This is a genomic window from Shinella sp. M27, assembly GCF_049199905.1.
GTDB lineage: Bacteria > Pseudomonadota > Alphaproteobacteria > Rhizobiales > Rhizobiaceae > Shinella.
In genome coordinates this window covers 1-23590 of record NZ_JBLZPK010000013.1, presented here as the reverse complement: position 1 = coordinate 23590, position 23590 = coordinate 1, and the positions used below count along the sequence as shown (strand labels likewise).

The following is a 23590-nucleotide window of genomic DNA, read 5'->3' as shown; positions in this document are numbered from 1 at the left end:
CACCCTTTCATTCACGCCGCCAAAAGGCATTTGAAGGCTTCTATGTCTTTCCCAAGGCCGGAGACGCTGTCCGGTGTCAAAGGCCGATGCCGCAGCCCGTGACAGGATTCGGCAAGAGCCTGCAGACCAATGCTGCTCGCGGCCCCTTTGAGAGTATGCAGGAGACGGTCCTGCAGGGCATCGTCGTCTCCACCGACGCAACCTTGCAGCTGCAGCATGAGCCCTGCCGCGTCGTCGAAGAAACTGGCAACAAGCTCAGCAAACCCGTCCTCGCCCAAAGCTTCAACCATCTCTTTACGCCTCTCTTCGAACTCGTTTCCGAGTTCGATTTGCTGATATGAGGGTGTTGCAGGCCGCTCGCGATCCGTCGTCCACTCGCCAAGCGCTTCGCGAAGCTTACCGAGCGAGACGGGTTTGGACTGAAACCCGTTCATGCCTACTGCGTTGCACAAATGACGATCATCTTCGGACGCGTTTGCGGTCATGGCGACGATGGGCACACGTCTGCGTTTTCCTGTTAACTTGCGGATTTGGCGCGCGGCTTCCACGCCGTCCATATTGGGCATCTGCATGTCCATGAGGATGAGATCGAAATCCTCCTCGTTAGCGATCTTGACCGCCTCAACGCCGTCGTTGGCCACGACCACGATCTGACCGAGATGCCTGAGGAAGCCGATCGCGACCTCTTGATTGACCTTGTTGTCCTCTACCAGCAGAACGCGGCGTCCTCTGGGAACACCTGATACCGGGGAGATTTGTGCAACCGCAGGAGGCGCATCTGCCACCTTGACTGGAAGCTCGAACCAGAACGTGCTTCCCACACCTTTCGAACTCGTCACCCCTATACTGCCGCCGAGCCGTTCCACAATTTCCTTGCAGATGGTCAATCCGAGACCGGTTCCACCGTACTTCCTACTGATCGTGGCATCGACTTGCGAGAATGGTTGAAAGAGCTTGACAACGCCCTCTTCGTCAATACCGATGCCCGTATCCGTGACATCGAACCGAAGGCGCATCTGCCCCTTTACATCCTGTTCGCTGATCTTGACGGTCACCACGCCATTCTTGGTAAATTTGATCGCGTTGCTCGTCAGGTTTAGCAGGACCTGGCGCAGCCGCGTCGGATCGCATTCCACGACAGGAAATGCCGCTTGCTCTGGAAAAACCGCCCGCAAGATGTTGCCATTCTCGGAGGCGCGGTCTTCCAGCATCTCCATGACCGAACCTACCGTCTCCTCGACAATCGTCGGACAGAGTTCTACCGTAAGCTTGCCGTGATCAAGTTTAGCGTAGTCCAGAATCTCGTTGATGATCTCAAGCAAGGCTTGGCCGGACTTCCTGATCGTCGCAAGGCCGTGTGTGACGGAGGGAGACGGCTTGGAAAGCTCTAGGAGCTCGGTCGTGCCGAGGATTGCATTGAGCGGCGTCCTGATTTCGTGACCCATCGTCGCCATGAACTGCGATTTGGAGCGGTTTCCGGCCTCTGCCGCGAGGTAGGATCGCTGAAGGTCACCCGCCATGGCTTCTAGGCTCAAACCAGCGGCCCGAACCGAAGACAGCTGTCGACGCAAGGACACGATAAGGAAGCCGACGCAGGCAACCAGCAGGGCGACGAGGCCCGCCGATTTCACCTGGAGCGACAAGAGGTCAGCGCGTGCATCCGCCCTGTCCGAGCTCACAGAGTTATTGGCATAGACAAGGAGGCTCTCGGTGTTCGAAAGCAACGGTTCCAAAGCGGTGTCAAGTTTGGCGAGGTCACCGGCGCTTATCGTCTTCGTCTGAAGATAGGTGTCGAATATACCCTCGAATTGCTTGATCGTTGCGCGGATCGCGTCGATGGCCGGCCCTGCGTCTTCGTCGCCACCAAACCGACGATCGAACGTGCCCTCCTCGAGGATGTTCATCCGCGAATAGAGAATGTCATACCGATTGGAAATGAGCTTCAACGCGTCCGCGGAGGCGTCTTTTTCCGCGATAGCGAAATGAACCGCCTCATGCAGTTTACGCGCCTCCCGGTCGAGCTGATAGATCGACCAAAGAGCGTTTTCTCGGATGCCATCCTGAAGAGTTGAATACCTGTTTGCGATCATGATGAAAATCGCAACCAGCCCGACCAGCAGTGCGGCCGCGAAGACCTGCAACAAAACAGTTGCCTTGCTCGCCTTGCGAATGGCTTCACTACTGGCGGGCTGGACGAGTTGATTCACTTCGTGACCTCGATTTCCTTGATTTGCCAGACCGAGCGGGAGAAGTATTTCTCGTTGTAAAGCGAACTGTCGATGTCAAACGGATAGATCAGGAACAGCGGCCCCTTGTCACGGATGGACATGGTTTCGCCGTTCATACGCGTGGCAAGCATCGTGTCGATTTTGGTGGCGTCTTCTATAGGCACATCGGCCGCATAGTCGTTGAGGGCCTTGACCTTGAGGGTAGAGCCCTCCGCACCGGCCGCCTCCAGTATAGACTTCAGCAAAGGCCCGGAAAATTCAATCTTACCCTTCGTCCAAGGCGTCTCCATGGTTCCAGATCGCCCAACGAGTTTTTCCAGCATAGCGAGGTCGAATTCAGCTGTATCACCAGCATTGGGATGAGCAAGCCGCGGCCCCTTTATCGTGAGAATAACGTCTCCGGTGGGCGCATCGAGAGCAAAGGCGGATGTAGATGTCAGGCAAGTCAAGGTCAATGCGGTCGCTATAATGTTCAGAACGGTAGTTTTCATAACGATTTTCTCCACCACGTCGGGCAGGCCGAACGCGTGCTTTCTTGCTGCTGCGGTGAGAGATTGTCAGTCCGACCACGGCCGCGTTTAAGCTGCCGCATTTGACGTCAGGTCCAGCATCATGCCGGAAAGGCTGGAACTCAGCCTGACACCCTGAATTGTAGGATAAATGTTTTCACGAAAGCTGAATCCAGTTTTTGCAAATTTACCTAACAGGTCGATTAGACAATATCGCCGCATATCGGCCAGATTAAACGCACACCTAAGAATATTTGACAATTATCAAGCGATAATTTTTAGTAATCCCGTCGGCATCCATCGCCACCTTCGGCCATACTTATTAAAAGACGCGTAACTAATTAGCCTCTCAAAGATTTCCTCTTAGCGCATCTCGCAATAAAAAGGAGCGGAGACTGGCATAGAAATAGACAACTGGAAACGGCATGTCTCGAAATCAGGCAAGGCGCATCAAAAAGCGTCGCGACCCGCACCACATCTTCAAAGCTCTCGCCTGCCCTCGTGCATCCCAACGCTTCATAAAATGCCATTGCTCGCACGTTAAAGACAGGAACCTCTACCATCGACCAGCGGTCAGAGCCGCGCTATGTAGAGGGCTTATTCCGATCCATAGCCTCAAAATCGGATGTTTACCTAGGCGTGAACCAAAAAATTCACTTCTGTCCTTCCAATTTCGGATCGCCAGCCAAACCCGGCTTCAACGCCTCCAAAACCATCGGCGGAAGATCAGCCATTTCGAGGTCCGAAAGCATTCGAGGATCGCTGCCATCAGAAAGAAATTGAGCTTCAAACGGTGAACCGTCCTCCATGGTACCGTTACAGCGAACCTTTGCCGGCACGCCTTGAAAAGGATTGTCATAGCGACATTTGCCGAAAGCCTTCGTCTCCGATGGAGGCACGCCCTCAATCCCTAGATTCCAAAAGGATCTTGTCAACGCGCGCTTCATCCGTGTCAGCAGAAGGGTTGGGAAGATCTTCCCCGCTGACGGTCAGCACAGCTTTATCGCTGATGAAAAAATAGAACCCGACACGACCATTCGCATGGCCGGAATTCAATATCTTGCCCTCGCAGGCATCCGAAAAGTCGCGGCCGGATGCAATGAGGACGCTACATTTACCTGTCAGAAGGCTGACGTCTACACGCTCTGCAGAATAGGAAGTCGCTCCATCACTGACTAGGCATGCAAATGTTAAAGCGATAGCGAAAGTTTGTGCCCGAGGCATTTTTGACGTCTCGCCGGGTTCGTTTGCTACATGAGATAACGATGATATCTTGAGCGCCTGATGTCGCAAAGCATGATATCCGAACGTCGGCAAAGCGCCGTCATTCCAGCCGTTCGAGCGATACTCGCGACTTCCTGAAAGCCGACATTGCTTATGACATTTCCTCAGAAATTAGGGCGACCAATTACGCACGCTAAAGTTAGCGGTACCCAGCCCGACCGCCAGGGATCATGTTGAGCCGTCTATCATCATCCCAATGGCCGCGCACCAGCGCTTCCTCCGCTTCATATAGCTCTTCCACGTCGGTGGTGACAGCCATTACCTTGTGGTGGATGTAGGTCACCCGCTTAGCCTCTAGTTCCTCCCGCAGCTTGCGATGGAACAACAGGTTGCTGCCCTTGCGCATCGCGCGTCGATGCTCCGCCCAGCGGGTCTTCCAGCTCCGCGTCGTGATGCCGACGTAGAAGTAGCCATCCACGGGGTAGGAGTTGCCCTCTCCGAAAATATGCTGGTAGAGGACGAACGACTTCTTCGGCCAACCAATCGGCGCGATGAGGAGGTGAGCAGGTGCCGAGAACAAGATGCTCGGTTCCGACACGTGCGCCGATGGCAGATTAATATCGAACCTGCGCGCCGCGGCCATGAGCGCGAGGTCGGTCACCAGGTCAAGTCGGATCACGGGCGACAGTATGAGCTCCTCAGCTTGTCGTGGATTACCGGACCTATAATCACGCCCGCCGATTGAGACGTGCCGGTGTCCCTCACGCATGCGCTGTTGCGGCGCGACGAACTTCAAGCCATTGCGCATCATGACTATGTGGAAATCTGGGATGGCGTCGCCAGCTTTGATCCGGATCACGCCACCTTGCTCTCGCGCGCTGTTAAGCCAGAACGTGCCATACTGGCCTGCTGCCGGTTTCATGGACACCGAGATAAGGTTCTCCTCCCGAAACCGGAGAGTATGAATGCAAAGACGGAAGTTTAGCCGCGAATACAAGCTTGAAGCGGTGAAGTTGGTAAGGGAACGCGGCGTCAGCGTAGCGCAGGCGGCCCGCGATCTGGATGTTCATGAGAATGTCCTGCGCAAATGGGTCAAGGAACATGGTGCTGATCCGAAACAGGCATTTCCCGGCTATGGACAGATGAAGCCGGAGCAGCTCGAGACTGAGAGGCTGCGCCGTGAAGTCGCGAAGCTGAAGGCGGAGCGCGATATCCTAAAAAAGGCCGCGGCCTACTTTGCAAAGGACGCGATATGAAGTTCGCCTTCATTGCAAAGCACCGTTCGATCTGGCCGGTGGCATGGCTCTGCGAAGCGCTGGGTGTCTCTCGTTCCGGCTTCCATGCCTGGCTCCATCGTTCACCGAGCCAACATGCCCGCTATGACGATGTTCTTCTGGAGAAGGTCCGGGAAAGCTTCAAAGTAAGCGACCGAACCTATGGTGCCCGGCGTGTCTGGCACGACCTCCTTGCCGAGGGCTTCTCCTGCGGCCTTCATCGCGTCGAACGCTTGATGCGCGAAAATGCGCTGAGGGTGCGACCGAGGCGACGCGGGCTGCCGAAAGATGGCGGTGAGCGCGCGGTCATCATGCCGAACGTGCTGGACCGGCAGTTCGAGGCGGATCGCCCGAACCAGAAGTGGGTGGCCGACTTCACCTATATCTGGACGGCGGAGGGCTAGCTTTACGTTGCCGCCGTCATCGATCTGTTCTCGCGCCGCGTCGTCGGCTGGTCGATGAATGTGAGCATGACGGCACAACTCGTCACCGATGCGCTGATCATGGCGATCTGGCGTAGAGGCAAGCCGGATGCGCTGCTGCATCATTCCGACCAGGGCAGCCAATATACCAGCGAGCAGTTCCAGAGACTGATGGCCGACCACGGCATCACCTGCTCGATGAGCCGGTCCGGCAATGTCTGGGACAACGCCGCGATGGAGAGCTTCTTCTCCTCGCTGAAAACCGAACGGACGGCACGGAAGGTCTATAGGACCCGCGACGACGCCAAGGCGGATGTGTTCGATTACATCGAACGCTTCTACAATCCGAAGCGTCGTCACTCCACGCTGGGCTATCTCAGCCCCAATGACTTTGAAACCAGGGTGGGATTAGCTTAACTCAGCGTCCGAAATACCGGCAGCAGGCCATGTCGCGGTGATCTTCAATCCTGACTGAGGGCACCCTACTAAGGACATCGGTCAAGATTAGACGATCTATTCGGCCCTTGCAGTGCAATTGCAGCACCGAAAGCAGCATTACAAATTCTTGTTGACCTGCTGCATACGCGTCAAACTTTCCCCAAGCTTCCCGTCACCGAAAAGAGCGGAAATCCAACCTGAAAGCTGTTTATGCATTGCCACTAGTTGATCGCCTTCGCTTGGTTCTACCAGGAAATCTGAGAGCTTCCGCTGCGCTAGCAGCAATGTGTTGGCGTTGCGATTTGCCCTGTCGTCAGCGAGCCTAACAACACCCCCCTCAGCGCGTGCGAATGGAGCACGCTCCTTAAGGATTCCCATAACGGAATCCCTCCCTTTCGCGTGAGGGGATGATTCTATCCGCATCATCAAGTCTACGCCACTTGTGCTTCCGTCTTCGAAGGGCACCCTGTGATCCCGATTATCGTAGAGGAAACCCAGAGTTATCGCGCCCTGCCATGTTGGCCCCATTACGATTGCGACCCGCCCATATTGGTTGGTAACTTCTGTCGCGTCCGTATAGATTGAAGGCAAGTTCCCCCAATCGAACTCTATCCGCAATTTATCGCAATAGCGCTCAAAACGTTCAATCAATTTCCGGCCCAGTAGGAAGCCATCGAGCATGGCATTTGAGATCGGCTGCCCAGGAGTCAAACCATGATGTTCCATGAAACCTGCAAGCTCCTGAGTTAACATACAACTGCCAGAAAACGCTTCAATCTTCGGGAAAACATGCTCCCAAAGAACCGCCTTATAAGTTGAGCGCTCAGGTGAATAAGTCCGAGCAACCTTATAATCTTCTCGCTTCGCACAGAGGAAGATAAGGAAGTTACGACCATTCACGCCAAATAATTTGTCGTATTTTTCGATTTGATTTCTATCGTATGGACTGTCCCATTTCACTTCCAAAATGGCGAGGAAAGGCTCTCGTCCGACAAACTCTCCGGTTACCTCGACGTCAGGGTAAATTGTAGAGGACGTCTCACTATTCATATATGACGCACGCGTGCTGAATTGAATACTATCGACATCAACCGCCTTACCGAGAAGGTCAGTCATCCAGCACTCGCACAACGCTTTGTTGCGACGGAGTACGTGGACGAATGCCTCTGTAAGAAAGTTCTCTTTGGGCGCAATGCTGTCCCGAAGCCGCCAAGGAAACAAATTTACCAAGAGATTATGGTTTGCAGTCATTCAGCTGACACTCATAAAAGCAGTGGATTTGGCGGACGTTAGATAAAATCGGTCAACGGCCACAAGCTAGCCAGAGCACGCTCAAGCATCAATGCGCCCAATAATACAACCGCCCTAATTCACAACTTTAAGCCACGATTCCGATCAGTAGAGCTTCGACTTAAACGAGTGACGATACGGCTTCTTCGAAATCGGACGTGTTCCTAGGCGAAATTGGATGAACTTCACCTCTGCCCTTCCAATTTCGGATCGACAGCCAAGTCCGGCTTCAACGCAACGTCCATGTTCATCAAGTTCAGCGTACAGCTTCAGCGCTGAGCGCTTAACCGCCCTACCAAAAGCACGTCTGTGAAATCAGCACGTCATTGACATCGCACATATAGATGTATATATAACACCTGTAACATGGAGCCAGTATAATGCCGAACGACCTGTCTGGATTGAATTATGTCCCTCAAAACTTCCGCGATCTTGCAGAAACCCCGATGGGTATTGAACTTTGGAGGTATCTAAAGCAACACGACAACCTTGTACGCATGGAAACGGCAACTTGGCTGGAGCGACCAGCCGTCGAACCGCTTGCACCGGGTTTGGTCGCCGAGTTCGGGGATAACATTCGCGACGACCGCACGAAACAAATGATCGGCCACATGACGAAACAGATTCTGGGTGCGATGGGCTACGAGATCGATCGCTCCTCGCTACGGATTACTCGCCCAAGTCTTTTCACAAGTGGAACGACTTACCGGATCAAGGGCGCCGCAGGCAGACCCATGAAAGTTACGCGGGAGCAGAGGGAAGCATGGCTCAAGAACACTAAAGGCAGTCCATTCAACGTTTGGCTTGACGCACAAGTTAAGAACACAGATGGAACCCTAGACCTCGAGAAGCTATACGCAGTGGCGATCGAGCACGGCGTTCATCAGCGGTACGACAAGCTCAATCCCGGCCAGCAACGTATGAACATCGGCATTCAATTGCGTAAAAAAGTGCCTTCTTCTGCTTATGCAGATTTCTCATAGGAGACGGCGAATGTATTCTATAGAACAATTGGCTGAAATGACGCTTGAGAAGCGAGACACGATCTATCGCAACTGCCTCAAATCGCCTGGACCGAAAGCGGACGAAATCTTAGCGAAGCTCAAGGCCACCGGGCTGATCTACGTCAAGCACAGGCCTGTGGTAGACGGAGATCCTGAATATCGGAAGATCGAGCTTATTATCAACAATCCGGCAAACGTGGAGAAAATGCTAGACGCGACAGCTAAGGGGCGACCTGCGCTTGAGCCGTTGGATCCATTGATCGCGTGCGAGCTTGGAGATGACTATGGTGGACACAACGAGACGACCATACTTGCGGGCTATCTCGTTGGCCAAAAGATGTACGCTTTGGGCTATGAAAAGCGGTCGTCCAAGCCGTTGAAAGGCTGCATAGCGAAGACTGCAGCAACTTTCAGGAAAAGGAAGGGTTCGTGACACGCCCATGATTAAGGGCATGATCAGCATTGTATAGAAGGCGTGACGTAAATAACGGAGAGGCACCAGTAGGAGAGCTTCACTGCCCTTCCAATTTCGGATTACCAGCCAAACCGGGCTTCAAAGCTTCCAAAACCGCCGGCGGAAGATCAGCAAGTTCAAGGTCTGAAAGCATTCGAGGCTCATTCCCGTCAGAAAGGAACTGAGCTTCAAACGGTGAGCCATCCTCCATGGTGCCGTTACAGCGCACCTTTGCTGTCACGCCTTGAAAGGGTCAGGCTGCATGATCCGTCACAATCCTGATTGCCTCGCTGATCGTGGCTTTGAAGGATATAGCCGTCACGCCCTCACGGACTTCATCTCTCTGCACTCTGGCAACTTTGTCTACCCCACGCACCAGTTGCAGAGCAGGCCCATCCTCATGCTGTACGATATGAGGCGTCGGGTCACTATATGCCTGCAAAATTGGTCGGCTGTATTCCAGCCACAGGCTGTCCATTCGACCTTTAAGAGCGGTTTCTGATACGCCCTGATGGTTCTTTACAGCAACGTCCACCCAGAGACCCAAGTAAATATCTACGATCTCACGGATTTCATCCTCAGGGATATCGGTAGCGAGCACGGCTGTAGCAACAATGCACGCGGAAAATGCGTCGATCTCCAAGACCATTAATGGTCCCATCCCCTTGTACTGATCGGTGATCTTTTCCGTAACCTCGTCTGTAAGGGCCAGTAATGAGGAGATGAATTTGGGATTTATCGATCTCAGTTGGTTGACCCTGTCATTTAGCTGCATGCCTTTCATGACCGCGTCGTCGCCGATTTCAGCCCGCAGCCTCTCAACGGACTGACGCAGTTCCGTACGAGGATCAGTTTCCTGCGTCTTTTTCTTAAAAAATGAGAACATTGAAGATCGATCCCTACCTATTACCGGTCTTCTGCTTATTTACCCGGTCTTTTTCGAGCTGCTTGAAGTCCAGGCCGTACCTCTCCTCAAGCATCGACAATATCCGCTGTGTGGTCGCGCCGATTGAAAAATGGTGTGCTCCAAACTTCACATACGAGCCCAGAATTTCCCCGGCGGACCATTCGGCGAACGCCTTGCGGCCTTCGCCTCTAAATTCCGAATACCAACCGCCGGTGTGGATCGTCCATGCCGTCGATTTGCCGCGTCCGACGGTATAGGTAGCCGATGTGAGGATGTGGGCGACTTCCGAATGGATTTCGAGAGGATACAGCGTTTTCTCAGCCTCCTTCTCTTGCTGGAAAGCCGCGCTAAGGGCGTCATTCAGGGCATGAGAGGGCTTCATTCCGTGAACTTTGCTCAGCAGTAGGTGATTGAGCATATTCTGCATTACGATCTTCTTCCGCTTCGACCGCTCCTTTGCGTATCGCTCGCAGAAATCAACATAGGCCCGCTTCTCGTAGTCGAGCATCTTGTCTGTGGTTGAAACAGATCGGCAGTATGCGATGACTTCTTTAGGAATTGGATCGGCGCAGATCGGAATATCGGTCATTCATACTCCCCCCAAGTATCGACCAGAGATTGCATAGAAACATCAATATTTCCAGCAATTTCCCTTGTTCCAATTTCCGCCGAGACTCACGATTTTGGGTGAAAGCCGAAAGTCGGCACGGCGGCAAATCCGACGTCGCGCCAATTTCTATAAGGTGCCGATCTGCATCAAAAACGTCGCGACCCGTAGAGGGCCTTATCAGTCATCATGCCGCTGAAGTCGCATTATGGAAGAAGCGACGAGACTCCAGCCATTTAAATTCGACGAGATAATTTTCCGCCACACTGGGGGCACTTGACCGCTGCGTTCATGACCTTCCGGTCGCACGAATAACACACTTTACCGAGTTCGAGCGGCGCCTCTTGCGTTTTGGGTACCCGACGAGAGAATTGGTGAGCAACACCAAATAGACCAAGAATAAGCGGCATGGCTGGAAGTAGGCCCAAAAACACCACGGCCACGATGAAGCCGTTGAGTCCCCAGACATAAACTAGTCCAAATGCCAAGATCGGAAATGCTACCGCGCCGATCACGATGTTTCCTCCACCAAGGAGAAATACGATTAAGATTAGAAGAGCGACTATTATAACGGTGCCCATTATTGTCCCCGCAACTTATGATGGGCATTCACCAATATTTCTTGTCGTCACCCTTGTCGAGCGACGCAGCACCAAAATTCTAAACTCTGGGGAAGCCCGCTCCGCAATGGCTGGGTTCACTTGGACGTTCATACCCACGATATCGCCGTCGACCACAACATGGCGCGTAAACGCCCGGAATATCGAGCATCGGCCAGCAAAACCACCACATACGGGATTACTAGCGAAATGTTTGCCTCGCACAGCAGTTACATCGTGTAACCGACATCGCGCCAATTTCAAAAAAACGCGGACCTGCATCAAAACCGTCGCGACTTGTACCCCGCCCACATCCTCAAAGCTCTCGCCTACCCTCCTCCAACCCGACGCTTCATAAAAAGCCATGGGGTGGGAAGCGGAATGGCAGATCTCAGACGGCCGGGCAGAGAAAGCTGCCCCTTCATCAGCGAACGAAACCGCTAAAGACAACGCTCGCTGACGACTAAATCCAATTCGCCTACGTCTTGCCGTCCCCTCATTTCAAGCCCGTTGGCAGCTCAGCGTCATTGTCAGACGAACACCGACTGTCGCGAAGAAGCCACCACTCTTGTCACACTGCTGAATGTTGAACTGATGGTCGCCGAATGCGATACGTAGTAACCAATGGCCCAACGGCGAGATGAGCGCGACATATGCAGTCACATTTCCCATACCTGGAGGCGGACATTGAACGGGCGCCGATCGTTTCGGGCAAAGCTCGCGCCTATGAACTTTATTCGATCGGCGAAAGTGGTTACCACATCGAGCCGGAATTAATTAATGAGGTTTTCAATGGACTAATGCCGATAGTGAAGCGTCACGTCGACAATAAATCGCGGTTATGCGCAGTAGCCCCTGGAGGCAATCCCTGGGCAATGTTATTGGCTCTTCACTTTTCAGTCCCACTCACAATCTTCAGGCCGCACATTGCGCCTTTAAAAGATAAAACAAAATGGAGCGATATTCCGTTTGCTGGTGGAGATATTTACGCACCCACTCTTAGTTCTAGTGACCGGATCATTGTATTGGATGATGTAATTGGAAGTGGCTCGGTGTCTGACAAGATTTTACGATGGTGCCGAGAGATGGACATACAACTCGAGTCTTTCATAACGGTTATAGATCGGAACACTGGCGGCTCTCAGAGGCTTGCGGGTGCGGGAATAAAGACCGAGTCGTTGATCACACTAACGCCTCGGGTAAGTCCATAGTCGATAATGTGTAAGTCGGCCCTCGTATTGTGGAAGCGAAACTGTCGCCAAGGATCTATAATCGTCGTTCCGGCACGGAAGGGCAAGGCCGCCATCGCGGGATCGTTGTATGAGAGGATGATCGTTTCTGCGAACGGTGCAGAGAGGAAATGTTCGGGCTCGACTACGCCAGCTAGCTTACCCTCAACCTCAAGGTAATGCGCAACTAACAATGAGTAGGAGCCATCCGTAAGCGGCACACCCGGCTTATAAAAGCGGCCAAGTACTAACACGTTACCACGAAAGCTCGCTGCATACTTCGCCAGGTTTCTCGCTTGATGCTCTCGCGCAATTGTCAAATAACCCGACAGGTCGTAGCCGAGGTGGTAGTGTTCCGCGAACCACCGCATCGCAATATTGTCTCTGGGATGGCACGGACCCCCATCACCCAGCCCGGGCTTCATGTATAGGTCAGATATCACTCTTTTCGCGCGCACTAGATGTCGCATAACGACGTCGGAGTCGATGTTCCCAACAGCGTTGGCAATGTCAATCACGCTGTTTGCGAATGTGATCTTTAGTGTAATAAATGTATTATATAGTATTTTTATCGTCTCGGCTTCCTCCCAAGTCACAACTTCCGCGTCAATCCCCAGAATTTTCAGACTTTTGTATATCTCTTGAGCACTGTCCATTTGCGCCACACCAGCAACCGCAACGTCCGGACTAGACAATCCACTATAGACCTCTCCCATTGCAGCAAAAGCCGGCATGTAAATCAGCTGCCCACCCGATAATAGCGGATAAATCTCGCGTCTTATTGTACCCGGTAGAACGGTCGAAATTACGATGATATTCGGTGAATGACACGACAGCGCGATCTCAGATACTACTTGGCGCAGTTGGTCGTATCCAAAATCCCGGGCCTCGCATTCTGCAATTGGAGAACTTCCATCATACCGGCTCTCATGCGGCGTGGGTACGCAGACGAAAACTGTTTCGCATTGACGCGCCAACGCTTGAAGGCTTGCTGCCAACGAAATCCGCGAACTTTGGACGTCGCTAATGTCAAACCCTAAAACGTCATTGTGCTCTGAGAGGTATTCAGCATATGGCAGCCCGAGTTTTCCAAGACCTACAAAACCAACCTTAGCCATTATCGATCCTCGACAGCCTCGAACGGCGGGGTGGGAATATAAGAGTCGAGCAGTGATGTGCATTCCGCCGCTAATATCCCGCCGGTTACACCGGGAAGACGTTTCCTATACCAATCGGACGTAGTAGCTATGTCTAGGTTCGAATGACCACAATGAGGATCTGCGGCCCCGAATACAATGTGGTCCACACGGCAGAAAATCGCGGTCGAAAAACACATTAGACATGGCTGGAGAGTGCTGTAAAGGACGCGCCGTTCTTTGCTCACTTCTCCCGCAAACCGAAGGTGCGTGGCGGCTCTTCGCATTGCTGTTTGCTCAGCATGCCCTAGCCAAGTACGTCCGCTTGTGTTCGAGTTATAGGCTTTGCTCACAAGCCTGTCTCCAATAACCACAACAGCGCCAATTGGGGGGTTTTTGAGTTGCATGGCTCGCCTCGCTTGCGCGATGGCAACTGACATGTAAAATTCATCTGTGTGCGATCCGGCGCTAGAAATCATGGTTTTCTCCATATAGATCGATGTGTTGACCTGCGATGGGGCAAGAAAATCGTGGGTTCGAACACGCTGCGATCAAGAAGGAGACACTCCCATCTTTGATACTCTATTTCGATGTCGCTAAACGGTATAGGCGAGTAAGAAGCTATTAGGGATGATGCGGGAGCCGGATCACATTGATCTATGGCGACAATGACATTGACGCCCCGAGGACCTGTCAGTCCCTGGATCAATCGAACAAATGAAAGCTGACTTCGCATCGGCAGTAGATGGAGAAACCCGTGGCATAGGACGAGGTCGAAGCTCCCAAGATGGAGATCAAAAAGTGTTAGCGCATCGGCATGTATCAACGTAACATTGCTCGCGCCAGCCAGACGCTGGCGGTACTGCTCAATTGCAACTTTTGAGCTATCTATGGCAAATATCTCTGACGCGATTGGGACTAGGGGCAACGTATTTCTCCCGTTGCCGCATCCGACGTCTAATATACGAGGACGATTTGCAAGTAGGTGGATAATCCACTGATAATGTATGCAAGGGCTGCCAAAGCTCGTGTTCTTGTAAAATTCATCCCATACGCTCGTCATCGCCATCAATCGTCCCGGCGAGTTAGGATCAAGTCATCTACTCCTTGGACTTCACCAGATTTTGTGCGCATGTACAGCATTCCGCCTCTCAATTCGCGCCCAGCACTATATATCTGGAAGACAAAAGACCCGCCGCCGTATATTCGGCTGCTCATTGGTTCGTAATTTAGAACAACGCAGTTGTTTACAACTGTTCCGACCACGCGGTACAATTTATTAGTCTGCGTTCCATCTGCATTCGTATTGATTGCGTTAAATGTACCTGAGAGGGCGTATCCTGATTGCCGTATTTCTATTGAAAATCCATAGTTGCGGTCACCATCTTTCCTATCGCCTCGCCAGATCCCGCTGACCGACAAGCCGCGATAAAATCGTCTTTGAAACCACGGAACAATAGAGTCATTCACAAACGTCGCCAATAGAAACACAATCAGCGACGATAGGAGACCGGACGCCAAGCCGACAATGATCTGTCCGCCTAGTGTCGAGATCAGTATTTCCTCCGTTGACATGTCCTTCCCTCCGTGCGACGCGATCGCCGAGTTAGTCCCGGTCAAGGGTTTCCGTCAATCGATTCAATTATATTGAAGTACATCCCAACGCTCAAGGCGATGCACGCGATCTAAGCTAGTGATGTCAGCCCTCTGGGTTCGCGGCTTGATGGAAGCGACAGACTTCAGATTTGGGGTGGCGAAAGCGGTGGGTTTAATGGCGGCAATGGGGTCGAGACCAGCCATAGGGATTGCCGCGCTTAATGACGGCGATTGAGCTTCGACCTCCAGAACCCGCCAGTCTCCTTCCGGCCCCAAAACGGAAATCGCGCCAATTTCTAAAAAGCGCCGACCTGCATCAAAACTGTAGCGACCTGCAACCCAGCCACATCCTCGAAGCTCTCACCTGCCCTCGTCCAACCCGACGCTTCATAAAATGCCATTGCCCGCACGTTAAAGACCGGAACCTCAAGCCAACGACCACCGGAAAGCACCGTGTTATGCAGTAGGCAGGAACCGATACGATTGCCCCGGAAGCGTTCTTCCACGAAAAGTGAAAATACTCCGCCGTCAGCCACTGCAACTACGCCGACGATTTCATCACCAACGACAGCGACCTCCGAAAGTGGCAGGAACACGTCGAGATGAGTCCCGATCGGATCATCAGCAAGGAAGCTCTCTACCGCCGCAAGCGGTAAATGCGGTGAGTACACCTCCAGCCAGCATCGCTCGATAAGCCGGTGAAGCTGATCGCGGTCGGTTGGAAGCGCACGTCGGAAATTGCAGTCGAAGTCGCCTGGGTCGGTCATATCGCTTCCTCTCCCGGCCGGGGTCGGATCGATTTCGCGTGACGTCAACAGTTCGGCTAGCAGGGCGAGCCCCGCAATATTATTGCGAGGCCCGAGCATCGAGGGAAAGACATCAATTAGCTAGCGTCGGTTGTCGAACCCTGGGGAATAACGATGTAACGCTCGTAGATCCGCTCCGAGTAGGAGTGGACGACATCATGCTCCAGGTCATCGGAATAGCCATCCTCATCCTGCTGCCATTGGTCATCCCGAATCAGGATGATTGCGTCCGTGGGGTCGCACAAGCCATCCGAGAGTTTCTGTGGATGACATGAGCCGCCATCATTGAGCGCGACGAACGAAAGCCGTGACCAGCGCTTTCTCCAGCGTGAGGCAAAATCAGCCGGTCGGCCGAACAGCGTGACGTGCAGGCCGGCTTCTAGCAGCTTCGTGGCCACTTCCATTCCCTCACGCGCCAAAGCGTTATAGATCTTAGGGAAGTGAATACTAGCTTCAGTCTTAATTTCAGCGACATCAATAAGCGGAATATGCGATTTCATGCCGTCAGGCATACGGGTGATATTAGCAGAATCCATCTGGATCTCCTTTTGAGGTAAACATCGGTTTGGGTTTCAGGCGCTTTCGTCCCGGTGCATACCATCGTTGAGCTTTGGCTCCGGATTGGCTTGCACGAGTTTGCTAGCAGATAAAAAAATTTGTTTACAAACGAAAAAGCATAATTTTTCGAATTATTTTAATTTCCGTAATTTATACGGAAGATCAATTCGATGAAACGAAAATAGCATCCAGACTTTTACGGAAAACGACCCAAATCAGCAGACATCTGGCGTCGGGTAGACCGCCACATCGTCGCCGATCGCCATCATCTCGGTATTGAAGCCGAGGAATTTCGATACGTACCCGGACACCCGCGATGGTTCTTTGCCATCGACGTTCATTGCGCCAATCGCCCTGATGTCGATCTGCCTGAACACGTCGCAGCTGCCGGATGCGATCTCGACCAAGCCCTGGCACTGGTCGCCGAAAGTTTTCATCTGCCCAGGTTGGAAAACCCATATCGTATGCAGATGCACGTTCTCGATCTCGCCAGCGTTCTTCCAGTACCGGGTATGGTTGACGTCAGCAGCAGCGATCATTAACGGTTGCTCCGATCGCCTACGCGCGTAATTGGATCCAATAAGTTTGCGACAAGCTTTTTTATAAAACCGGTCCAGCGCTTGGAATTCATGAGAACGATCAGACGGACTGACGTCCGTGGCAGGCTGTCGCCTGCCCAACTCTCTTCGATCGAAATTAAACGTCACCAGCAGCGCATTCCGTTGCAGGTACGATTCGGTCGGTTGCCATTCCACCTTTAAAGGCTCGACATACGATCGGATGATCTCATCGAACCATTTTGCGTATTCTTCGGCGTTCTTTCTGTAGCTTTTCACGTCCTTTCTCTAAGCATAGCTATATAAATGCCCCCGGATGAAGCCAGGAGGCTAAAGGTGGAGATAATAGGGTTGTTGCCAGCCGAGTATGAACGTCGGAAAGCAGCGGAAACCGTTGAAGTGTTATGATTATTTAGTGACGGCCAGATGGCTTAGATGGTCAATTTCGGACCCAAAGGCTTCCGCACAGGAAGAAACATAAAAATCGAAATAATGTCTCTGGCTGTGACCCCACGGAATGGCAACTCAATGTGCCATATTATTGGCTACCGCCCTCAACGGATACACCAATCGGCTTTGTAGAGACAACCTCCAACAGGCCGATAGCAAGACCCAGCTTTTCGTCTGACAAAGAGCTAAGGAGCGCGGTTCCTTGACGCACCAAAGCCCTACGTTCCCTCGACCCATCTACTAAGGAATCGATTCCCAGCATGGTTTCGATCGGCACGGCAAGTCCCCGACTCAGGGACAAAAGGGTTTCCAACGAGGGTACATTAACCCCACGCTCAATTTGAGAAATCGCGTCCGTAGTTCGCCCAATAGCATCCGCCAAATCCGCTTGCGTCATGTTTTTAACACGACGCAGTTCCTTGACGTTTGCACCTATTTCCTTCGCAGAAATCATGGCTGAACATCGCGAGGGCGCTCAGCAAAATGAAGAGATGCCCACTACCGTTATTCCAATAAGTTTCGTATCTTGCTACGATTTCAGTGGATTAGAAGTTGCAAAGCCACTACCGTTAACGCCTATGCTCCCTGCGGGGAGAAAGTCGAAGGGGTGGGAACATGAGATTTGCAGGAAACGTAATTTGGTTCGTGTTCGGTGGCGGAATTATCGCACTCGGATGGCTAGTTGGGGCATTTTTCGCTGCAATCTCGATTGTCGGACTGCCGCTAGCCCGCGCAGCATTCGAAATGGCCAAGCTCTCAGCGTTTCCGTTCGGAAAGGACGTCATCCATGTTCGAGAACTCGACGCAAAAGGAACAACTGCGGTTACCGCACTGACCGGAACCTTCGGCTTCATCATCAACGTCTTGTGGGCATGCACATTCGGCGTCGGGCTATTCCTCGGCTACATTCTTGCTGGCGTCATCAACTGCCTTTTCGTGATCACGATCCCGTTCGGTCTCCAATCGTTCAAGCTTGCAGGGTTGTCGTTCTGGCCGATGGGTCGTCGCGTCGTGACGGTCGAGCTGGCGAATGAGGTACGCCAGCGCAACACGTCCGCGAAGCTCGACAAAATTCGAGGAACGTCTGCTCCGGCGTGATCAATAACGTAAGATGGGACTTACAGACCGTGGATTGATCACGTCAATCCACGGTTCTTGCCATGCGAGGAACAATGGCCATGCAGTCTTTTCGAATGCCCAAAGCGCACTCTCAAATGTTGGCCGGGCTACTCTTGACCGCCGCCGGCATCGGTACGACCATCGACGTGCATGCAGCAGAGACGTTTGATGGTTTCGGCAAACTGGAATCAGCCTACGTCGCAATGGCGGGCGCGAAAGCATGCGATCTCGAATGGGACATTGGACCGCGCCTTCTGTTGATTGCAACACAGCATGTCAAGAAACTGGAGAAGGCGTCCGAATATCGCCCTCTTGAACTTAAGGTGTTGCAGGGGATCGCTGCGGAGCAAGCTCCCATGCTCGTAGCTCTTGGAGGTTGCGGAGACATCCTTGTAGCGTTCAAAGCGCTCGAACAGGACCGACCGCACCAGACTGAAGATCACATCGTCACCACGACTGATCAACAGCAAAAGGCTCCATTGTCTACCGACCAGCAACCTCTAGCCGAGGTATCGAAAGAACCCGAAACAACAGCGACTGACGATACCCAGTTGCCTATCGCGGCTGGTGCATATGTGCGGAAAAGGTCGTTCTGTGATGATCTTCGTGCCGGCCAACTGGAAATGATCGATTTCGACCTGGAAGAAAACGGTCGCAGCTTTTCGACGGGTGAGAACGCCTGCGTCATTTCCTCTATTAAGCCCCTCAGCGCGTCACGGTCGCAGGTTAAGGCGGACTGCGATGAGTTTGGTGAAACAAGCCAGATGACGTTCATGCTGGACAAGCTGCCGAGCGGAGACATCCGCATCAACGGCGATGACCATTTTTACTGCTCGATAGCCGCGACAACCGCGACGTATCAAAAGACCGTCGAAACCCTCATCGAGCAATGGGCTGACGAGGAAGAGAACTGCCGTGGTGGCAGCGGTGACGATCCGAGCACTTTGGAAGCCTGCGAACGACGTTCCGTTGTTTCAGCTCGCCTGGAGAGACTCGGCTACTGCTACGAGGGTGAAACAACGGCATCATCAGAATGGAAACTGTGCGCGGACATTCAATGAATGAGCTTCAACCGTACAATGTTTTCAAGGAATGTGGCTTTCAATAGCAGAAGCGACAAGAGAGTTTGCAGCAGCATGGCCGGTAGCGACCCACGTTGAGGCGATACGGACAATTGTAATTGCCGGATTTGCAGCGGCGAAGGAGTTTAACGCGGATACTGAGGCTCCGTAAGACTTCGTAGCGCAGACCACGATGTCACAGTTGTAAGTACCAAAAAGGGCTACTGCGTCGCGTACGTTTTGAGCGCTATCCCCGTCTTTCGCGACGCCGAGAATCCAATTTCCGCTTTTCTGGATAGGAAGCGTTATAAGTGCAGGGAAGGGAACGACGTTCACATTCCTGTGCGATTTCATAAATTCAATGATCGAACTGGTTTTTCCCGAGTTCGAGATTCCTTGAACGACAATCAATTTCTTCGGCACAATCGAACCTTTAAAGCGAAGCAAGCTATTCGTCTAAAGTGCACAAATGCTCACAGAATGCAACAAATGCGCGAACATAAAGGATGGAAATAGCGTTGCGTAGCTCCGCGCCATTATCGACTTCGGCAACGAGCCGCCCAGAAATTCAGCTATTATCGAAGGAAACCGGCCCACGTCGTTTCTCGACCTTTGCACCGTACCGGTTTCCACGCGGTCTCATCGCTAGGCAATAAGCTTGAGATGCTTACGCTCTACCGTCGCCGGTAAAATTGACCGCGTTCAGGGCGTTCACGATGTCTCTTGCCTTGCGCGTGACGACAGCCTGCTCGAGGTGAACATAGCGCATCGTCGTGCGGATATCGGTGTGGCCAAGGACAGCTTTGACTTCTTGGATCGTCAAGCCGTTCTGAACCAGCCTCGTAGCATGAGTATGCCGAAGCGTATGGATCGTGCAGTCATAGAGGCCCGCGCGCCGGAAAGCCTTGCGAATGGCGATTGCAGAATACCCCCTCCTTTCACCGGCCTTGTTCGCAAAGACCGTTTCGCCATTGGTCTCGCCTCGGACAGTCGACATGGGACGACCGTATGAAGGCGACGTTTGTTGCCCGCACCGGACGAGGGAGCGGCATTAGTGTCGCAGACGAAATCGAGAATCGCCTCAAAGAGGCCAGCCTCTTGCCCGGCAGCAAGAAGATCCCGCGATCGACAATGAACCGCCTTCTCTCAGCCGAGCTTTTCAGAAACCGGCTGGGTTTCAGTGTGTCGAAGGGGCGCTTCGAGTTCACGCACGACGAAAATGTGGCGCTTGGAGCGATGGCGCGCGTTGCCGACGACCTCGCCAACAAGCGTCTGGTGCTCGGCGATATCTGGGATGTAGACGGAAAGCGAAAGTATCTCGACGGGCTGGAACGGGAAGGAGTGCTTCCGAGCGCACATCATGCCGTGGCGGGACGTTCTGCCAGCGCGCCGGCCGCCAAGATGCAGAAGGCAAGCCGTCCTGCAGCACGCAAGCCGAGCAAGCGAACGACGCTCATACCGCAATTCGATTATGGCCTCGTATGGCCCGGCAGGCTGCAGCGCCACCGGCAGATTTGGGATGAGCTTCAGTTTCGCCTCACGCTTACAGAGCACCCGAATGCCATATCGGTTCTCTTTCGGGTGCTGCTGGAGCTAGCCATGGAGAATTACATCGCGCGTGCCGGCGTGACGGTGAACGATGGCGACAAGCTCGCGGCGAGACTTGTAAAGGTCGGAAGGCACCTTCGCGGCGCAGGAAAGATCGACGACAAGCAAATCGGTGTGCTGACGAAGTTTCAGCACTCGGACCAGCTAGTTTCAGCGGATACCTTGAATCGCTACGTTCACTCGCCAAGCTTTGCTCCCTCGCCCGAGCATCTCGCCTCGATGTGGGACAGCTTGTCAGATGTCATCTGTCGTTGCCTTGAGGCATGAGGATCAAAGGCTCTCAATCCTTCGCGATAGCAATATGAACGTCTGATACCTTTTCGCGGACGCAAGAAGCCGCCAGTCAGCCATCGGCCCCATAACCGAGGTCGCGCAGCTCACAACGAGCGCCGACCTGCATCAGAAACGTCGCGACCCGCGTTCCCCCGACATCCTCAAAGCTCTCGCCTAGCCTCCTCCAACCCGACGCTTCATAAAATGACATTGCGCGCAAGTTAAAGACAGGAAACTCAAGCCAGCGGCCACCGGAAAGCACCGCGTTATGCAGCAGGCATGAACCGATCCGATTGCCGCGCAAGCGTTCAGCAACGAACAGTGAAAATACCCAACCGTCAGCCGCAGCGACGACGCCGACGATTACATTGCCAACGACGGCGACCTCCGAAAATGGCAGGAACACGTCGAGATGCGTCCCAATAGGATCCTCAGCGAGGAACCGCTCTATCGCCGCAGGCGGTAAATACGGTGAGTATACCTCCAGCCAGCATCGCTCGATAAGCCAGTGAAGCTGATCGCGGTCGGTTGGAAGCGCTTGTCGGAAATTGCAGTCGAAGTCGCCTGGGTCGGTCATATCGGATCCTCTCCCGGCCGGGGTCGGATCGATTTCGACTGACGTCAACGGACGCTATTACCCTCCCAGCCGCTAAGCCTGGGAGGGTAGCTCTTTGTAGGTTTGCCCAGCTTTACGCCGCATCCAGGCTGCGGCCATCAAAAACGTGCAAGGCCATAGGCTGGTCAGGGAACTGTTCTACAAGCGTTCCAGACGGTCGCAGAGTCCTCCGCTTACCCGTGACCGAGGCACGAGCAGTAATATAGAAGGACAGGATTTCGTCCTCGGGCCAAGCGAGATCACTGTCCCTTTCCCAGTAGTCAGGGCTCGCAATGAAAAAGATAGCGTCGAACTCTTTGAGCAAAACCTCAGTGGCTTTCGCCCACACAGTGTCACTGTCTATCATGTCACTGAAAACAGTCATTTTCTCGTTGAACCGTCGATACTGCGGAGGCAGCAAGTGCTCTTCACAGAACATAAGCACGCGACAGCCTTCCTCAGCCACCGCATTCGCTAACGTGTAGCCCTCCCCTGGAGGAGCAATGACAACATACGGAATGAAAGACGGGCTAGATTCAGACATAAGGGATAGGATAGCAGAATCCACGTGGATCTCCTTTTGAGGTTAATATAAGTTCGGACTTTTGGTGCTTGCGTCCCGGTGCATACCAGCGTTTAACTTTGGCTCAGGATTGGCTTGCACGAATTTGCTGACAGCTAAAAAATTTTGCTTACAACGAAAAATTATAATTTTCTGAATTATTTTCATTTCCGTATTTTATATGCCATATTAATTCGGTGAAACGAAAATAGCATCCAAACTTTTACGAAAAACGACCGAAATCAGCCGACACCTAGCGCCGGGTAGACCGTCACATCGTCGACGATCGCCATCAGCTCGGTATTAAAGCCCAGGAATTTCGATACGTACGCGGACACCCGCGATGGTTCTTTGCCATCGACGTTCATTGTTCCGATCGCCCTGATGTCGATCTGGCGGAACACGTCGCAGCTGCCGGATGCGATCTCGACCAAGCCCTGGCACTGGTCGCCGTGTCGCGCGGGAACTGACGACACTTGTCGAGCGAAGGGGCAAGCTCGGCATGATTGTTTCAGATAACGGGACCGAGCTGACCTCAAATGCCATCCTGCTTGGTCAAAGGATCACAAGGGCGAATGGCACTACATTGCGCCGGGAAGACCGATGCAAATTGGCTATGTCGAGAGTTCCAACGGCCGCATGCGCGACAAGCTGCTCAACGAGAGCCTGTTCTTTGGGGTCGATCATGCCCGCAGCGCCATTGCGGAATGGGCCGGCGATTAAAACAATTTCCGGCCGCACTCATCGCTTGGATACAAGACCCCTGCGGACTGTGCCGGAATCATCGCTGCAACCGGCTCCAACGCCGCGCAATGTGGAAGCTTCGCGTTTCCACCGGTTGCTACCATCACGCCAACTGGCATATCAAAAACCGCCGAGGCTCTAATCGCAGCCGGATGAAACTTCCGTGGCAGGTCACTCTGTACTCAGCTCACCGCGCGTGGCTGTTGACAGTTTTTTGGGGTGCGACTACCTGCTGTGCCTACTTGTCATGGTCCGAAGGATGCCCGCCCCTGAGGGTGCGAGAAATCATCGTCAAACATTCCAAATGCACGAGAGCCCGTGAATGCTGACTGCTATTATT

General features: G+C 53.1%; 26 protein-coding genes and 2 pseudogenes. 7 read left to right on the top strand and 21 right to left on the bottom strand.

The features are described from left to right. Positions 1-11: 11 nt before the first annotated feature. From ACOZK4_RS04925 to ACOZK4_RS04905, 5 genes are all read right to left on the bottom strand, one after another. On the bottom strand, positions 12-2207 hold the full coding sequence (locus ACOZK4_RS04925; RefSeq protein WP_421590783.1) for an ATP-binding protein: 2196 nt from the start codon (positions 2205-2207) through the stop codon (positions 12-14). Further along, positions 2204-2719 (bottom strand): molybdopterin-dependent oxidoreductase, encoded by a 516-nt coding sequence (locus tag ACOZK4_RS04920; protein ID WP_421590782.1) that lies wholly within the window; start codon positions 2717-2719, stop codon positions 2204-2206. Before ACOZK4_RS04920 ends, ACOZK4_RS04925 begins: the two co-directional genes overlap by 4 nt. Before the next feature lie 671 nt (positions 2720-3390). Continuing rightward, complete coding sequence (locus ACOZK4_RS04915) at positions 3391-3636, bottom strand: hypothetical protein (protein ID WP_421590780.1); 246 nt, start codon at positions 3634-3636, stop codon at positions 3391-3393. A gap of 4 nt (positions 3637-3640) precedes the next feature. Continuing rightward, entirely contained in the window at positions 3641-4054 is a 414-nt protein-coding gene (locus tag ACOZK4_RS04910) for a hypothetical protein (protein WP_421590778.1), read from the bottom strand. Positions 4055-4160: 106 nt separating this feature from the next. After that, positions 4161-4889, bottom strand: coding sequence for a hypothetical protein (locus tag ACOZK4_RS04905; RefSeq protein ID WP_421590776.1), 729 nt, complete (start codon positions 4887-4889; stop codon positions 4161-4163). A 37-nt stretch (positions 4890-4926) separates the two neighbouring features. Between ACOZK4_RS04905 and ACOZK4_RS04900 the strand changes: the two are divergent. After that, a pseudogene (locus ACOZK4_RS04900) lies at positions 4927-6074 on the top strand (IS3 family transposase). Between the two features lie 138 nt (positions 6075-6212). On the opposite strand, the gene ACOZK4_RS04895 reads toward ACOZK4_RS04900, so the two are convergent. After that, positions 6213-7211: a hypothetical protein gene (locus tag ACOZK4_RS04895; RefSeq protein ID WP_421590774.1), complete on the bottom strand. Its 999-nt coding sequence runs from the start codon at positions 7209-7211 to the stop codon at positions 6213-6215. 554 nt (positions 7212-7765) lie between these two features. On the opposite strand from ACOZK4_RS04895, the gene ACOZK4_RS04890 reads away from it, so the two are divergent. Both ACOZK4_RS04890 and ACOZK4_RS04885 read left to right on the top strand, forming a co-directional pair. After that, on the top strand, positions 7766-8368 hold the full coding sequence (locus tag ACOZK4_RS04890; protein WP_421590773.1) for a hypothetical protein: 603 nt from the start codon (positions 7766-7768) through the stop codon (positions 8366-8368). Between the two features lie 10 nt (positions 8369-8378). Further along, positions 8379-8822, top strand: a complete 444-nt coding sequence (locus tag ACOZK4_RS04885; protein WP_421590771.1) for a hypothetical protein — start codon at positions 8379-8381, stop codon at positions 8820-8822. A 274-nt stretch (positions 8823-9096) separates the two neighbouring features. On the opposite strand, the gene ACOZK4_RS04880 is transcribed toward ACOZK4_RS04885, so the two are convergent. From ACOZK4_RS04880 to ACOZK4_RS04835, 10 genes are all read right to left on the bottom strand, one after another. After that, on the bottom strand, positions 9097-9729 hold the full coding sequence (locus ACOZK4_RS04880) for a hypothetical protein (protein ID WP_421590770.1): 633 nt from the start codon (positions 9727-9729) through the stop codon (positions 9097-9099). A 13-nt stretch (positions 9730-9742) separates the two neighbouring features. Continuing rightward, positions 9743-10339, bottom strand: coding sequence for a hypothetical protein (locus tag ACOZK4_RS04875; protein WP_421590768.1), 597 nt, complete (start codon positions 10337-10339; stop codon positions 9743-9745). Positions 10340-12097: 1758 nt separating this feature from the next. Next, a complete protein-coding gene (locus ACOZK4_RS04870; RefSeq protein WP_421590766.1) occupies positions 12098-13303 on the bottom strand; it encodes a hypothetical protein in 1206 nt (401 codons plus the stop codon). Next, positions 13303-13800 carry a nucleoside deaminase gene (locus tag ACOZK4_RS04865; protein WP_421590764.1) on the bottom strand — a complete coding sequence of 166 codons (498 nt, stop codon included), beginning with the start codon at positions 13798-13800 and terminating at the stop codon, positions 13303-13305. Before ACOZK4_RS04865 ends, ACOZK4_RS04870 begins: the two co-directional genes overlap by 1 nt. Next, a complete protein-coding gene (locus tag ACOZK4_RS04860; RefSeq protein ID WP_421590834.1) occupies positions 13797-14384 on the bottom strand; it encodes a class I SAM-dependent methyltransferase in 588 nt (195 codons plus the stop codon). The genes ACOZK4_RS04865 and ACOZK4_RS04860 overlap by 4 nt, the downstream gene beginning before the upstream one ends. Positions 14385-14389: 5 nt before the next feature. After that, positions 14390-14896 carry a hypothetical protein gene (locus tag ACOZK4_RS04855; RefSeq protein ID WP_421590763.1) on the bottom strand — a complete coding sequence of 169 codons (507 nt, stop codon included), beginning with the start codon at positions 14894-14896 and terminating at the stop codon, positions 14390-14392. Positions 14897-15213: 317 nt separating this feature from the next. Then, positions 15214-15684, bottom strand: coding sequence for a GNAT family N-acetyltransferase (locus ACOZK4_RS04850; protein WP_421590761.1), 471 nt, complete (start codon positions 15682-15684; stop codon positions 15214-15216). A 116-nt stretch (positions 15685-15800) separates the two neighbouring features. Beyond that, positions 15801-16259, bottom strand: coding sequence for a hypothetical protein (locus tag ACOZK4_RS04845; protein WP_421590759.1), 459 nt, complete (start codon positions 16257-16259; stop codon positions 15801-15803). 237 nt (positions 16260-16496) lie between these two features. Continuing rightward, positions 16497-17117: a hypothetical protein gene (locus ACOZK4_RS04840; RefSeq protein ID WP_421590758.1), complete on the bottom strand. Its 621-nt coding sequence runs from the start codon at positions 17115-17117 to the stop codon at positions 16497-16499. A gap of 259 nt (positions 17118-17376) precedes the next feature. Then, the gene (locus ACOZK4_RS04835; protein WP_421590756.1) at positions 17377-17742 is read right to left on the bottom strand and encodes a helix-turn-helix domain-containing protein; all 366 of its coding nucleotides are present in this window, start codon (positions 17740-17742) and stop codon (positions 17377-17379) included. 161 nt (positions 17743-17903) lie between these two features. On the opposite strand from ACOZK4_RS04835, the gene ACOZK4_RS04830 reads away from it, so the two are divergent. Both ACOZK4_RS04830 and ACOZK4_RS04825 read left to right on the top strand, forming a co-directional pair. Beyond that, a complete protein-coding gene (locus tag ACOZK4_RS04830; protein WP_421590754.1) occupies positions 17904-18386 on the top strand; it encodes a YccF family protein in 483 nt (160 codons plus the stop codon). Positions 18387-18466: 80 nt separating this feature from the next. Continuing rightward, positions 18467-19468 carry a hypothetical protein gene (locus tag ACOZK4_RS04825; RefSeq protein WP_421590753.1) on the top strand — a complete coding sequence of 334 codons (1002 nt, stop codon included), beginning with the start codon at positions 18467-18469 and terminating at the stop codon, positions 19466-19468. 24 nt (positions 19469-19492) lie between these two features. On the opposite strand, the gene ACOZK4_RS04820 is transcribed toward ACOZK4_RS04825, so the two are convergent. Beyond that, positions 19493-19915 (bottom strand): hypothetical protein, encoded by a 423-nt coding sequence (locus ACOZK4_RS04820; RefSeq protein WP_421590752.1) that lies wholly within the window; start codon positions 19913-19915, stop codon positions 19493-19495. 220 nt (positions 19916-20135) lie between these two features. After that, positions 20136-20465: a tyrosine-type recombinase/integrase gene (locus ACOZK4_RS04815; RefSeq protein WP_421590751.1), complete on the bottom strand. Its 330-nt coding sequence runs from the start codon at positions 20463-20465 to the stop codon at positions 20136-20138. Between the two features lie 11 nt (positions 20466-20476). On the opposite strand from ACOZK4_RS04815, the gene ACOZK4_RS04810 reads away from it, so the two are divergent. Then, positions 20477-21343: a hypothetical protein gene (locus ACOZK4_RS04810; protein WP_421590749.1), complete on the top strand. Its 867-nt coding sequence runs from the start codon at positions 20477-20479 to the stop codon at positions 21341-21343. 76 nt (positions 21344-21419) lie between these two features. Here ACOZK4_RS04810 and ACOZK4_RS04805 read toward each other — a convergent pair whose 3' ends face one another. The 3 genes from ACOZK4_RS04805 to ACOZK4_RS04795 all read right to left on the bottom strand — a co-directional run bounded on the left by ACOZK4_RS04805 (position 21420) and on the right by ACOZK4_RS04795 (position 22940). Further along, entirely contained in the window at positions 21420-21926 is a 507-nt protein-coding gene (locus tag ACOZK4_RS04805) for a GNAT family N-acetyltransferase (protein ID WP_421590747.1), read from the bottom strand. Positions 21927-22038: 112 nt separating this feature from the next. Next, positions 22039-22512: a hypothetical protein gene (locus ACOZK4_RS04800; protein WP_421590745.1), complete on the bottom strand. Its 474-nt coding sequence runs from the start codon at positions 22510-22512 to the stop codon at positions 22039-22041. A 236-nt stretch (positions 22513-22748) separates the two neighbouring features. Then, on the bottom strand, positions 22749-22940 hold the full coding sequence (locus ACOZK4_RS04795) for a hypothetical protein (protein ID WP_421590744.1): 192 nt from the start codon (positions 22938-22940) through the stop codon (positions 22749-22751). An 8-nt stretch (positions 22941-22948) separates the two neighbouring features. Between ACOZK4_RS04795 and ACOZK4_RS04790 the strand changes: the two are divergent. After that, a pseudogene (locus ACOZK4_RS04790) lies at positions 22949-23406 on the top strand (transposase family protein); the annotation flags it as partial. Positions 23407-23590 lie beyond the last annotated feature (184 nt).

Bases quoted from the DNA above. Each gene is read 5' to 3' on its own strand.
- ACOZK4_RS04920 (WP_421590782.1), bottom strand. From the start codon at position 2,719: ATGAAAACTACCGTTCTGAACATTATAGCGACCGCATTGACCTTGACT.
- ACOZK4_RS04895 (WP_421590774.1), bottom strand. From the start codon at position 7,211: ATGACTGACCTTCTCGGTAAGGCGGTTGATGTCGATAGTATTCAATTC.
- ACOZK4_RS04890 (WP_421590773.1), top strand. From the start codon at position 7,766: ATGCCGAACGACCTGTCTGGATTGAATTATGTCCCTCAAAACTTCCGC.
- ACOZK4_RS04885 (WP_421590771.1), top strand. From the start codon at position 8,379: ATGTATTCTATAGAACAATTGGCTGAAATGACGCTTGAGAAGCGAGAC.
- ACOZK4_RS04880 (WP_421590770.1), bottom strand. From the start codon at position 9,729: ATGTTCTCATTTTTTAAGAAAAAGACGCAGGAAACTGATCCTCGTACG.
- ACOZK4_RS04875 (WP_421590768.1), bottom strand. From the start codon at position 10,339: ATGACCGATATTCCGATCTGCGCCGATCCAATTCCTAAAGAAGTCATC.
- ACOZK4_RS04870 (WP_421590766.1), bottom strand. From the start codon at position 13,303: ATGGCTAAGGTTGGTTTTGTAGGTCTTGGAAAACTCGGGCTGCCATAT.
- ACOZK4_RS04865 (WP_421590764.1), bottom strand. From the start codon at position 13,800: ATGATTTCTAGCGCCGGATCGCACACAGATGAATTTTACATGTCAGTT.
- ACOZK4_RS04860 (WP_421590834.1), bottom strand. From the start codon at position 14,384: ATGACGAGCGTATGGGATGAATTTTACAAGAACACGAGCTTTGGCAGC.
- ACOZK4_RS04855 (WP_421590763.1), bottom strand. From the start codon at position 14,896: ATGTCAACGGAGGAAATACTGATCTCGACACTAGGCGGACAGATCATT.
- ACOZK4_RS04850 (WP_421590761.1), bottom strand. From the start codon at position 15,684: ATGACCGACCCAGGCGACTTCGACTGCAATTTCCGACGTGCGCTTCCA.
- ACOZK4_RS04845 (WP_421590759.1), bottom strand. From the start codon at position 16,259: ATGGATTCTGCTAATATCACCCGTATGCCTGACGGCATGAAATCGCAT.
- ACOZK4_RS04835 (WP_421590756.1), bottom strand. From the start codon at position 17,742: ATGATTTCTGCGAAGGAAATAGGTGCAAACGTCAAGGAACTGCGTCGT.
- ACOZK4_RS04830 (WP_421590754.1), top strand. From the start codon at position 17,904: ATGAGATTTGCAGGAAACGTAATTTGGTTCGTGTTCGGTGGCGGAATT.
- ACOZK4_RS04825 (WP_421590753.1), top strand. From the start codon at position 18,467: ATGCAGTCTTTTCGAATGCCCAAAGCGCACTCTCAAATGTTGGCCGGG.
- ACOZK4_RS04815 (WP_421590751.1), bottom strand. From the start codon at position 20,465: ATGTCGACTGTCCGAGGCGAGACCAATGGCGAAACGGTCTTTGCGAAC.
- ACOZK4_RS04810 (WP_421590749.1), top strand. From the start codon at position 20,477: ATGAAGGCGACGTTTGTTGCCCGCACCGGACGAGGGAGCGGCATTAGT.
- ACOZK4_RS04805 (WP_421590747.1), bottom strand. From the start codon at position 21,926: ATGACCGACCCAGGCGACTTCGACTGCAATTTCCGACAAGCGCTTCCA.